Annotated in this window: 11 protein-coding genes; 6 read left to right on the forward strand and 5 right to left on the reverse strand. The window is 49.6% G+C overall.

Annotated elements, in window-relative coordinates; genetic code table 11:
* From LKK83_RS20340 to uvrB, 3 genes are all read right to left on the reverse strand, one after another.
* Window positions 1-299 (reverse strand): Uma2 family endonuclease (locus tag LKK83_RS20340; RefSeq protein ID WP_324633145.1); only part of this gene is annotated, 299 nt, incomplete at its 3' end.
* Between the two features lie 79 nt (window positions 300-378).
* The gene (locus LKK83_RS20345) at window positions 379-603 is read right to left on the reverse strand and encodes a hypothetical protein (RefSeq protein ID WP_324633146.1); all 225 of its coding nucleotides are present in this window, start codon (window positions 601-603) and stop codon (window positions 379-381) included.
* A gap of 138 nt (window positions 604-741) precedes the next feature.
* Window positions 742-2,751, reverse strand: coding sequence for an excinuclease ABC subunit UvrB (gene uvrB / locus LKK83_RS20350; protein WP_324633147.1), 2,010 nt, complete (start codon window positions 2,749-2,751; stop codon window positions 742-744).
* Window positions 2,752-3,073: 322 nt separating this feature from the next.
* Here uvrB and LKK83_RS20355 point away from each other — a divergent pair, with 322 nt between their 5' ends.
* The 5 genes from LKK83_RS20355 to LKK83_RS20375 all read left to right on the forward strand — a co-directional run bounded on the left by LKK83_RS20355 (window position 3,074) and on the right by LKK83_RS20375 (window position 5,793).
* Window positions 3,074-3,286: a CsbD family protein gene (locus tag LKK83_RS20355; protein ID WP_324633149.1), complete on the forward strand. Its 213-nt coding sequence runs from the start codon at window positions 3,074-3,076 to the stop codon at window positions 3,284-3,286.
* A gap of 433 nt (window positions 3,287-3,719) precedes the next feature.
* Window positions 3,720-3,908: a CsbD family protein gene (locus LKK83_RS20360; protein ID WP_324633150.1), complete on the forward strand. Its 189-nt coding sequence runs from the start codon at window positions 3,720-3,722 to the stop codon at window positions 3,906-3,908.
* A gap of 122 nt (window positions 3,909-4,030) precedes the next feature.
* A complete protein-coding gene (locus LKK83_RS20365) occupies window positions 4,031-4,477 on the forward strand; it encodes a hypothetical protein (RefSeq protein WP_324633151.1) in 447 nt (148 codons plus the stop codon).
* Window positions 4,478-4,577: 100 nt separating this feature from the next.
* On the forward strand, window positions 4,578-5,096 hold the full coding sequence (locus tag LKK83_RS20370) for a hypothetical protein (RefSeq protein ID WP_324633152.1): 519 nt from the start codon (window positions 4,578-4,580) through the stop codon (window positions 5,094-5,096).
* Window positions 5,097-5,337: 241 nt separating this feature from the next.
* A complete protein-coding gene (locus LKK83_RS20375) occupies window positions 5,338-5,793 on the forward strand; it encodes a hypothetical protein (RefSeq protein WP_324633153.1) in 456 nt (151 codons plus the stop codon).
* Between the two features lie 275 nt (window positions 5,794-6,068).
* Here LKK83_RS20375 and LKK83_RS20380 read toward each other — a convergent pair whose 3' ends face one another.
* Both LKK83_RS20380 and urtA read right to left on the reverse strand, forming a co-directional pair.
* Window positions 6,069-7,019, reverse strand: coding sequence for a WD40 repeat domain-containing protein (locus LKK83_RS20380; protein ID WP_324633154.1), 951 nt, complete (start codon window positions 7,017-7,019; stop codon window positions 6,069-6,071).
* Between the two features lie 98 nt (window positions 7,020-7,117).
* On the reverse strand, window positions 7,118-9,676 hold the full coding sequence (gene urtA / locus LKK83_RS20385) for an urea ABC transporter substrate-binding protein (protein ID WP_324633155.1): 2,559 nt from the start codon (window positions 9,674-9,676) through the stop codon (window positions 7,118-7,120).
* An 801-nt stretch (window positions 9,677-10,477) separates the two neighbouring features.
* Between urtA and LKK83_RS20390 the strand changes: the two genes are divergently transcribed.
* A complete protein-coding gene (locus LKK83_RS20390) occupies window positions 10,478-11,239 on the forward strand; it encodes a DsbA family protein (protein ID WP_324633156.1) in 762 nt (253 codons plus the stop codon).
* Window positions 11,240-11,302 lie beyond the last annotated feature (63 nt).

The following is an 11,302-nucleotide window of genomic DNA, read 5'->3' on the forward strand; positions in this document are numbered from 1 at the left end:
TTTAACCCCTCCCAGCGCTCGTTACTTACCCAACTGACATCGGGCGATCGCACCGCACCATTGGGTAACGTAAAACCCGTGGAGGAGTCAAACCCTTTTCCCAATCCGGTTGTTTCAATCCACGCCCATAACTGACCGAGCAATCCAAAATTTTGATGTCCCGTCCAGGGGGTTGTCGGTGGCATAATTATCACTTCTCCAGACGCATTTCGTTCCAGTTTTAAGTCCCGATTGGCTTGACAGAGTTTCTCAAATCCTTCGGGGGTTAGATGGGGAATAGTTAACTCAATAGCATTCATCGCGGTTTTCTCCTTGCCTCATTTTTTACCCGATTCTAGCCACCGATCGGGTGGAAGAGGGCACATAGCCCTCTTGAGATTACGGTTTGGTTTCTTCTTCCGCTTTTTCCCAGTCCTCGATGATGTTTTCGAGGTTTCGCGCCGTGTTTTCCCAGCAGGTTTCTAGGGCTTCGGGCAGTCCAATTTGATTGCGACTGCGAACGGCATAATCGCGCAATTCTTCAGCCACTACTTTCAAACCATGTTTGGAGGCGATCGCGGTGAGCGTTTCGTTCAGTTGCTCGCGTTCTGTTGATTTATTCATCGGTTTTGTTCTCCGTTTCGATTGCTAAGTCGGCGGTCTAAAAAATCCGCTGGCTCAGAGGTTTAATCTTCAAGTGAGCTAGGGTTCAGCTTGAGTGGTAGGCATGCCCACCGGACTACTGATGCCCAACCGGATAATTTAGCCCCGACCGACCATTTTATCGCGCAGTTGTTTGATGCGATCGCGCAACTGGGCGGCTTCTTCAAATTCCAGCTTCTTCGCCGCATCTTTCATCTGCGCTTCTAACTGAGCGATTAACTGCGGAATTTCCTCCAAAGGTAAATCCTCCGCGATCGCGAATTTATCCAGCGCCGCCCCTTCCACCACTGCATTCAAGCGGCGAGACACATCCAAAAATGCCAAAATTGCATTGCTTGATTTTTTCACGATCGCCGTCGGGGTGATGCCGTGTTTTTCGTTGTATTCCAGTTGAATGGCGCGACGACGTTCGGTTTCGGCGATCGCTTTTGCCATGCTTTCGGTCAGATTATCCGCATACATAATCGCCTGACCGCAAATGTGACGGGCGGCGCGACCGATAGTTTGCACCAGCGATCGCTCGGTTCGCAAAAATCCTTCCTTATCCGCATCCAGAATTGCCACCAGAGACACCTCTGGCAAATCCAATCCTTCGCGCAACAAATTCACCCCAATCAACACATCAAACTGTCCCTCGCGCAAATCCTGAAGAATCTCGATCCGCTCGATCGAATTAATATCCGAATGCAGGTAACGCACGCGAATCTCTCGTTCTTGCAAATACTCGGTCAGATCCTCCGCCATCCGCTTGGTCAGGGTCGTGACCAGCACTCGTTCTTGGCGCGCCACCCGCTGTTTGATTTCCCCTAACAAATCGTCCACTTGTCCCTCGGTGGGTCGCACGAAGATTTCCGGATCCAGCACCCCGGTGGGTCGCACGATTTGTTCCACAATTTCTCCCCCGGATTGCTCGATTTCCCAGTCTCCCGGGGTTGCAGAGACGAACATACATTGATTCACTTTCGCCCAAAATTCTTCGGCTTTCAGGGGACGGTTATCTGCGGCGGAAGGAAGGCGAAATCCATGTTCGATCAGCACTCGCTTGCGGGACTGGTCGCCGTTATACATGCCGCGAATTTGCGGGACGGTTACGTGAGATTCATCCACCACCAGCAGCCAATCGGGGGGAAAATAATCGATCAAACATTCCGGCGGTTCTCCCGCTTGGCGTCCGGCGAGGTGGCGGGAATAGTTTTCCACCCCATTGCAGTAACCGACTTCGCGCAGCAATTCCAAGTCGTAGCGGGTGCGCTGTTCCAACCGTTGCGCTTCTACTAATTTGCCGGCTTTTTCCAATTCTTCCAGACGCGCTTCGAGTTCGAGTTCGATCGCTTCACAGGCAGATTCTAAGCGATCGCCTGGGGTGACGAAGTGACGGGCGGGATAAATGCTCAGGGTATCTGCACTCTGCAGGGTGCCCCCGCTGACCGGATCCACGTAGCGGATCGCTTCGATTTCATCGCCGAAAAACTCCACGCGGATAATCCGATCTTCATAAGCCGGCCCGATTTCCACCACATCCCCTTTCACCCGGAAGTTGCCCCGGGTCAGGTTGGTGTCGTTGCGATTGTACTGAATCGAGGCCAGGTCTCGCAAGAGCTGACGTTGGTCGATTTCCGCACCCACTTGCAAGGGAATCGCGGCGTTGAGATATTCTGCCGGCATCCCCAATCCGTAAATGCAACTAATTGAGGCAACCACGATCGCATCGCGCCGTTCAAATAGCGATCGCGTCGCCGAATGGCGCAACATATCGATTTCATCGTTAATCGAGGCGCTTTTTTCGATGTAGGTGTCGGTGACGGCGATGTAGGCTTCCGGTTGGTAGTAGTCGTAATAACTAATAAAGTATTCGACTGCGTTATTGGGAAAAAATTGCCGCAATTCGTTACACAGTTGCGCGGCGAGGGTTTTGTTATGGGCGAGCACTAGGGTGGGTCGGCCCAGTTTCTCGATCGTCGCGGCGATCGTGTAGGTTTTGCCGGTTCCCGTGGCCCCGAGAAGGGTTTGATACTGTTTCCCTTCCCGAGTACCGGCGACAAGTTGGGCGATCGCTTGCGGTTGATCGCCACTGGGTTTAAACGGAGCTTCCAGACTAAATTGCACCATTGTCAGATCTGCGGTGGATTCTCTTCTCTATTTTAGAGCGAACTTTCAGCGGCAAGAATTCACCGCCTCTGTCCACTCTGGAAACGATGAATTATCCTCCGCTCAATCCCCACTTCCACCTACACTCGGCGACTCGATGCGGTACAATTGCCTAGGCTTTACCCACTTCAACCCCCTATATAAAAATGTAGACGCCTCTGGCGCATGAATATACCTTTAGATAGAGGCATGTAGCTCGATCCCGCGCTACTATAAAAATAACGCTATTTTAAAGTTTACCCAAATTTTAAAAGCACGCAGTCACAACACTGGAGGATATCACATGAGTGTTGAGAATAAATTTCGCGCAACCGCTAAGAATCTGGAAGGAAAAGCCGAAGAAATGATGGCGGAAGTGACTGGCGATCCGGAACAAAAGATAGAAGGTAAAGCCAAACAAGCTGAAGCTGCCACGGAACATGCGGCAGAAAACTTGAAAGAAGAAATGGAAGACAAGAAAGAAAAGATTAAAGAAAAAGAATACAAAGAAGTCTAACGGCTTCTAAGCAATACAGAGGGGAACTGCCGGGGTTCCTCTCTGTTTTCATTGGTCATTGGTCATTGGTTATTGGTTATTGGTCATTGGTCATTGGTCACTGGTCACTGGTCATTGGTCATTGGTTGTTGGCGGTGAATCGTTTCTCCTTCACTATTATTGATACGTCATTAGACATAAGTCATTGCGTATAAATAATTGGACATAAGTCATTGGGAATAGGTGATTGGTGATGAGCCATCAATTATCGAGTATCATTCGTCTGGCAACCCTACCAAAACAAATGACCAATGACCAACCACAAATGACTAATGACCAATGACCAATGACCAACTCTTTAATCACTCTTCCGGTAGATGCGATCCCCGGTAAAAACTCGTTAAGGTAGGAGAAGGTTAAAGAAACCATAGCAAAACAAAAGGAGAAAAAATTTATGGGTACCGAAGAAAGAGTTAATGCCACTGCTAAAAATATTGAAGGTAAAACCAAAGAAATGATGGGCGACGTTACGGGCGATCCCCAACAAAAATCAGAAGGAAAAATGAAGCAGACCGAAGCTCAAGCTCAACATGCGAAAGAAGATATCAAAGATAAGGCAAAAGAGCATATCGATCGCGCCTAATTAATCATTTGATTTGAGAGGGTCTGGGAACCGGAAGGTTGACCCAGACCTTCTCGATTGTCTCGCCAGAGCGAAGAGGAAATCTGGTGGTTCGATTCATTAGCAATTTGGAGAAAATAATAATGCCTGGATTCCAGCGAATTCGGAAAGCGCTAACGGCATTCCTATTAGTGGGCGCGATCGCGGTGCTGACTGCTTGCGGTGGTGGAACGCCCCAGGCGCAAAAGCCGAATGCCATCACCCCCACCCTGACGAATACCCGCAGTTACTCGCAATTGGAGCGGGGAAATACCCAATCCGGTCAAAGTTTTGGCAATTGGGTAGTGACCACGGCGAAAGGTTTAGTGCAAGATGCCTACGTGCGGGATAACAACAAATTGGGAGTAGTTATTACGCCGCAAGTGCGTCCCAACGAAGTGAAAGATTTAGCCCGTTCTTTAGCCCAAGGGTTTCATAAAAATTTTCCCGATCGCGACTTAAAAGTGTTGATGTACGCGCCGGACAAACAACTCATTATGACTGCCGAATATGACGTGCAGTCCAATCGAATCAATTATAAAGCAGCCTAAATTGCTTGAGGCAAAAGGTTAAAAAAAGCAAGGGTTTAAACAGCCCGGAATTGACCGAATCGCCTCCGATAGAGCAGCAATAAAACGGAGAAAAAATAAAATGGCTACAAGTGAAGAATATAAACGAGAAATCATGCAGGATCTCTCGCGCGGGAGTGTGGAGAAACTGCCAGAAGAGCAACCGGTAGAGGCGAAATACCAATCGTTTGACGATTTTGCCAACCGTTCCACCCGCGAAGAGCGTCATCGGTTATTCAGCGATTCCCTACAGCACGATCGCATTCCACCGGCGCAGATGGAACCGGAACTGAGAAAGGCGATCGAACAGATTAAACCCAACGAACGAGATGACGTAGCGCGAGAATTTCTCAAGCATTTTAAGCACATAGGACTCAGCGATCGCGATTTAGAAAGCCGACTGGTGCTTTCCACACATCACGCCAGCAAAATGAACGCCGACGATGTGGCGAAATTGGCATCCTTCGCCTATCACTCTCACCCGGATATTTTCCGCGATGTACTAGCGGATAAACCCTGGATTGTCAAGTTCTTGAGTAATCCTGTAGTGGCCGGCATTCTCGGAATCGCAGCGGCGAAGTGGCTTAGCTCTCGTCGGTAAGCGTTCTCTAGCATAGAAAAATCGGGGCGATCGCCCCGATTTTTTTCGATCGCAATCATCAGCCCACCACCGGCTTATTCACAAAAATTTACATCAAGCAATCCGGGGGGATATGCGCTCAGCGATCCATGTCCCTTTATAATAATACGTAAGTCAAAACCCTTTTAACCATCGCGCGACCTAAAGCAGCGAGGAACGTGCCCGCATTTTCCTTCGCTCGAACGCAAATTGGGAAAGATTTATGAGCGATAATGCCACGATTAACGAAAACGAAACTGCAACCGATCGCAGTGAAACCGACCCAAATTCTCAGAGCAACCAGGAGACCAAAGTGACTGATTCCTCTATTCAAGACAAAAAGCCACAAAAAAAAGGAGAGATTCAGCTCCATAGCACCCATCGCCTCCCAAATAACCGTCCGATCGGCACCAGCCCCCTCAAATTCTCCGAAACGATTCACTTATCTGGTAATCGCCCGGTAGGGGTCAGCGATTTTGAAGTCACCGATACCCTCTCTGCTTCTGGAGTGCGCCCGATCGGATCGAGTACCATTACCTTGGTCAATAGCCTCAGCGTATCGGGAACCCGTCCCATCTCCACTAGCAATCTCGTAATTTATGACACCTTGATGGGCAACCGCCCGATCGCTTCTAATCAGATTGATGATAGCGAAAAGTTGATGGGGTACCTGGATTAAATTTAGTGTTTTCCGGCTTGGTTCTTGTTATCTCGTTCCTGGGCTTTGCCTGGGAACGACCGAACGAAGCGCCCTTTCAGATTTCAACCCGGCAACCCGTTAAGCTTCCCCGCCCGGGGGACAAGCAGGGGACAGTTCGGCCCTTAGTGCAATTTACGCATTGTTTTAAAGGATTGACAAATGGCCTGGTTTATGATAAAAAACCGCCTACCGTTTGCAGAGGATTTCCACAAAATTTCCGGAAAAGGCTTGACAAAGGTCAAATTTTGTGGTAATTAGCCATCGAGTGAAACGGGGATGCATGGGGAAGCATCCTGCCAAATTTTAATCGTATGGTCCCAACTTCCGGAGACAATTCGACGGTTATCCGGTGCGATCGCCACAGATCGAACCGCATCGGAATGACCGAGGAGGGCGATGATTTCCTCACCGGTGGCCAGATTCCAGAGTTTCACCCTGTTATCCGAACTCCCACTGGCGATCGTCCGCCCATCGGGACTAAACGCCACCGCATTCACCGCCTCCGAGTGACCGGAAAACGTACAAATTTCCCGATTGTGCGCCACATCCCACAGTTTTATCGTACTATCCCAACTGCCACTGGCCAACCGAGAACCATCGGGACTAAACCTCACCGAATTCACCCCGCCGGAATGGCCGGTGAGGGTGCTGATTTCCCGCCCGAGGCGAATATTCCACAACTGAATCGTGCCATCCACCCGACCGCCGGCTAAAATCGTGCCATTTGGGGCGATCGCCACCGATTGCACCTCCCCCACCTCCGAGGAATTTGGCTCAAAGGTGCGGATATTTTTCCCCGTGGAAATATCCCATAACTTAACCGTACCATCGCCGCTACAACTGGCAAAAAAACCGCCATCCGCACTCATCGCGATCGCCAAAATCGAGAGAGAATGACCGGAAAACCACCGTCCAAACTGGCGAATTTTCTTGCCCTTCGCCACATCCCATAAACAAAGTTTCTTATCAGCACTGCCACTCATTAATTGCCGACCATCCGGCGTAAATCCCACGGACAAAACCGACCCTTGATGTCCGCAAAAGCTGGTAATTTTTTCTCCAGAAGAGAGATTCCACAGGGCAATCGTTTCGTCCCAACTGCCACTGGCCAGACGGCTACCATCCGGGGCGATCGCCACCGTAGCAATCCGGTCTGAATGTCCTTTCAGGGTTTGGACGCACTCCCATTTCTTTGGATTCCCCATCACTTTTTTATCCTTCGCGATTGCTTGATTTTCAGGTGCTACGCTTCAGCACCAGAGCGTCATCAGAATGCATCCCTGAAAGCCGAAATTTTACATAATTACAGATTCGGCGTTTGTTTTTCTTCCCGTACCGTCATCGGCAGGCGAATTGTAAAGGTCGAACCGCGCCCCAGTTCACTTTCCACGGTAATTTCGCCGCCCATCATTTGACAAAATTTCTGACTGATGGCCAACCCCAAACCGGTGCCGCCATACTTGCGCGTGGTGGAAGTATCGGCCTGCACGAATGCCGCAAACAGTTTGTCAATTTGTTCAAAACTCATGCCAATTCCGGTATCGGTGACGCGAAATACAATCCAATCCAAGGGTGAATTGGAAAGCCCAAGGTAGCACAGCACTTGATTATCGTTACATTCCAAACAATTTTCCATACACAGAGGCAAGTTGGCTTTCACATCAGAAAAAATAGTCCCGACAGAATTGGGAGGCGAAGGTGAGTAGCGGGTGACTTCTAAAGTGACTTGACCGCGATCGCTAAACTTAGCCGCATTACTGAGCAAGTTTAAGAGTGCCTGCCTTACCTTCGTCAGATCTGCTTCCATCGTACCAATATCCGGCGGACATTTCACAATTAAATGATTGTCATTTTTTTCCACCAGCGGTTCGATGGTTTTGACCACATCTTCAACTAATGTGGGAACGTCAAAGGGTTCCAGGCACAGGTCCATGCGGCCCGCTTCAATTTTAGAAATATCGAGAATATCGCCAATCAGGGAGAGGAGGTGCTTTCCGGCGCGATTGATATTTTGCAGGTCGTCGGTAAAGGCTTCGTTTTCGAGGAGATCTTCTGCCTCTTCTTGCAGCAGTTCGCTATAGCCGATAATGGCATTCAGGGGGGTGCGAAGTTCGTGACTCATGTTGGCGAGAAAGGTACTTTTGGCGCGGTTTGCCGCTTCCGCCGCAGACACCGCCGCTTCTAATTCGCGAGAGCGTTGTTCGAGTTGTTCTCTTCGCACGTCCAATCCTTTGAGCAAGCAACTGACTTGCTGCCCCATCGTGTTGAGGGTGGAAGACAAGACGCCAATTTCATCGGCGGAAGTAAGGGGCGATCGCGCAGTTAAATCCCCACTGGCAAGCAATTGGGCGGTGTGGGTGAGTCCATCCAATGCCCGGGCGATGCGGGTAATGCCCACCCAGGCGATCGGGACCGACAACAGACTTAGCAGCAACAGGGCGATCGACCAAGATTGAGTGCGCGTCGCCACCGCGATCGCCGTTTCACTCCACTGGAGGATTTGCTCCCGGGGCAGAGGGGTTTCGCCCAGGGTCTCCACTAACGCCCTCATATTCTGTTGCACGGCGATCGCGCTGAACCATCCCACCCCCACCGCTATCCAGGAGATTGCCACCAACAGGCTAAACAGGGAGATTAATGAGGTGCGGATTCCCCGGCGGAACCCCTGGGGAGACAATCCCGCCGCCCAGGGATAGTTTTTCAGAAACGGATCCGGTGCAATCGGTTCGCCAGAATTCCAAATTTCGGCGATCGCCCCATCGGATTGAACCTGGCCGATTCGCACGGTTTTCCACAAATGTTGGGTTTTCCCATCGACTTTTACCACTCCTTCCGGTGCGAAAAACTCCAGTCTTTTCGCCGCCGCTTTCACTTTTTTTATATCCGTACAACCAGCTTTTTCTACTGCTTCTTTCCACAAATAAACCGCCATATAGCCCGCTTCTATGGGGTCATCTGTTACCCGATTTTCGCCGTATTTCGCTTTATAGGCGCTGACAAATTGATGGTTTTGCGGCGTATCCACGGTTTGGAAATAGTTCCACACCACCCAATGACCGGCCACGTTCTCTGACCCGATGGTGGCGATTTCTTCCTCGGCAACGCTCGCGGACATCACGGGCAATTTTTCTGGGGTAAAACCGGCTTCGCGAAATTCTTGGAAAAAGGCGATATTGCTGTCGCCGTTGAGGGTATTGAGGATGGCATCCGGTTGCACGGCTTCGATATGGGCGATCGCCGCGCTGACTTTTCTCGACCCCAGGGGAATGTATTCCTCCCCCGCTAATTCCCCCCCCTGCGCTACTAATTGCGCCTTGATAATCTGATTCGCAGTACGCGGAAAAATATAATCCGAACCGAGTAAATAAATATTTCGCTTCCCTTGGGAAAGCAAATACTCTACTGCCGGAATAATCTGTTGATTGGGCGCTGCTCCCAAATAAAAAATATTCGGCGACTGTTCGAGTCCTTCATACTGCAGGGGGTAAAAGAGCAATCCATTCAATTCCTCCAGTATCGGTAGCACCGCCTTGCGCGAGGCACTGGTCCAGCAGCCAAAAATCACTTCTACCTTATCTTCTAAAAGTAGTTTTTTCGCCTTCTGGGCAAAAATTTGTAAATCGCTCGCCCCATCCTCGATCGCCGCTTCCAGCGGACGCCCTAATACCCCACCGGCTGCATTGATTTCCTCGATAGCTAGCAAGGTGGCATCTTTGACCGATACCTCGCTGATGGACATGGTGCCGGTCAGGGAATGCAGCACCCCGACTTTCAGGGGCGCATTCCCTTTCTCCACGGACTCTCCTGCTCTCGCAATCCTGCGACTCATCAAGGTTTGGGTAAAAGTTGGGAAACTGTTCATTTGAGTTAATTTTTCCGCAAGCACTTAGTCCCGATCTGCTAACGCTGTTACCTCTGTTCCAGATCCTTTCTATCCCAATTCTGCCACAACTCTTAGCATATTCTCTTGTTTGAGTCGGTTTCCTCGATAAAATTTTGACAATTCATAACCTACAAAATTCCAATAAATTTCATATGAAATAAAGGCAAATATTGCAATGCATGGTCGGACGATTGTTTCATGTATCTGCAAAAATCCATCAGTTTAGATAAATTAATTGGGAATTGACTAAACCCAAACATTATCCAAATCCAGAATTACCAGTTAAATGACCCAAATAAATAATACCGCCTGAAAATGGATGTTTTTTTAGAAAAAATAATCGGCTAAAAAGTTAGGGTGAATTGAGGATTTCAAATTGGCGATAATGCAGTGGAATCGAACCAACAGAAACAAGAGTCAATCCCCCACTTCTTCCGGCGTCCCCCAGCGGGGAGGGTCTATCCTGCAATCAAACCTCTGCTTGCAGGATAAACCCTCCGAACGAGAATCTTCGCATCTGTGCTAGCCCAGTGCTGCTAAAATAAATTGAGCGAATGGACAGATAAACTGGGTTCGAGTCCAGGAACAGATCCAAAGCCGAATCATGCGGTCACTCATGGTTTCTCGATTGTTTGTTATCGTAAATCCGCACAACATCGAGAAATGCAAGGATGAAGCGAAAAAATTCTTTATTTGGCAGATTGCACCGTTCGCGATCGCTTCATCAAACCGCCCCTCGGATGTCGTAACTGCCAATTGTGTAAATTCAAGAGGTTATCCATGCCCCGATTTCGTTTAGTTTTTATAGCTTTTGTTAGCGTTATCCTGTTTGGTCTCGGATTGGTCGGCTGTACCAATACCGAGGGAACGGTGGCCAATCCCCAACTGGAAGAACAAGTGTTGCAAATTATCCGGGAGAACCCACAAGCGATCGTGGAGTCGGTACAGGCGTACCAGCAGCAAAGACAAGAGGAAATGGCCCAAGCCCAGCAGAATTTTTTAACCCAAATGGTAGAAAATCCATCCACGGCGATCGGGGATTCTCCTACCAAGGGTGCTGCGGATAAGCAAATCGTTCTGCTAGAATTCTCCGACTTTCAATGTCCGTTTTGTGCCCGGGCGCACGACACGGTAAAACAATTTATGCAAAAACATCAGGATGAGGTGACGTTGGCGTACAAGCATTTGCCCCTGACTCAGATTCATCCGGAAGCATTACCCGCCGCTAAAGCCGCATGGGCCGCTCAGCAACAAGGGCAATTCTGGGACTATTACGACGCCCTCTTCCAGCAGCAAGATAAGCTTGGGGAAGCGTTGTATCTGGCGATCGCTGAAGACTTGAATTTAGACCTGGAACAGTTTAACCGCGATCGCACCAGTCCCGCCGCCGAAACCGCCATTCAAGAAGATTTGGAACTCGCTCGCCGTCTCGGGATTTCCGGCACCCCCTTCTTTATTATGAACGGGCAAGTCTTCTCCGGTGCAGTGGATCTCTCGCAAATGGAGAGAGTTCTTTCTGAAGTCAAGCGCCCCGCCAGCTAAAAGCGAACTAATTCCCAGCCCATGCTGGGAATGCGTTCCTCCCCCCTAAGCCTCCGCTTTCTG

It is taken from the genome of Phormidium sp. CCY1219, from assembly GCF_035615515.1.
GTDB lineage: Bacteria > Cyanobacteriota > Cyanobacteriia > Cyanobacteriales > Laspinemataceae > CCY1219.

What these genes read in the sequence shown, in the direction of transcription:
- LKK83_RS20345 (WP_324633146.1), bottom strand. Translation starts at nt 603, where the DNA reads ATGAATAAATCAACAGAACGCGAGCAACTGAACGAAACGCTCACCGCG.
- uvrB (WP_324633147.1), bottom strand. Translation starts at nt 2,751, where the DNA reads ATGGTGCAATTTAGTCTGGAAGCTCCGTTTAAACCCAGTGGCGATCAA.
- LKK83_RS20355 (WP_324633149.1), top strand. Translation starts at nt 3,074, where the DNA reads ATGAGTGTTGAGAATAAATTTCGCGCAACCGCTAAGAATCTGGAAGGA.
- LKK83_RS20360 (WP_324633150.1), top strand. Translation starts at nt 3,720, where the DNA reads ATGGGTACCGAAGAAAGAGTTAATGCCACTGCTAAAAATATTGAAGGT.
- LKK83_RS20365 (WP_324633151.1), top strand. Translation starts at nt 4,031, where the DNA reads ATGCCTGGATTCCAGCGAATTCGGAAAGCGCTAACGGCATTCCTATTA.
- LKK83_RS20370 (WP_324633152.1), top strand. Translation starts at nt 4,578, where the DNA reads ATGGCTACAAGTGAAGAATATAAACGAGAAATCATGCAGGATCTCTCG.
- LKK83_RS20375 (WP_324633153.1), top strand. Translation starts at nt 5,338, where the DNA reads ATGAGCGATAATGCCACGATTAACGAAAACGAAACTGCAACCGATCGC.
- LKK83_RS20380 (WP_324633154.1), bottom strand. Translation starts at nt 7,019, where the DNA reads ATGGGGAATCCAAAGAAATGGGAGTGCGTCCAAACCCTGAAAGGACAT.
- urtA (WP_324633155.1), bottom strand. Translation starts at nt 9,676, where the DNA reads ATGAACAGTTTCCCAACTTTTACCCAAACCTTGATGAGTCGCAGGATT.
- LKK83_RS20390 (WP_324633156.1), top strand. Translation starts at nt 10,478, where the DNA reads ATGCCCCGATTTCGTTTAGTTTTTATAGCTTTTGTTAGCGTTATCCTG.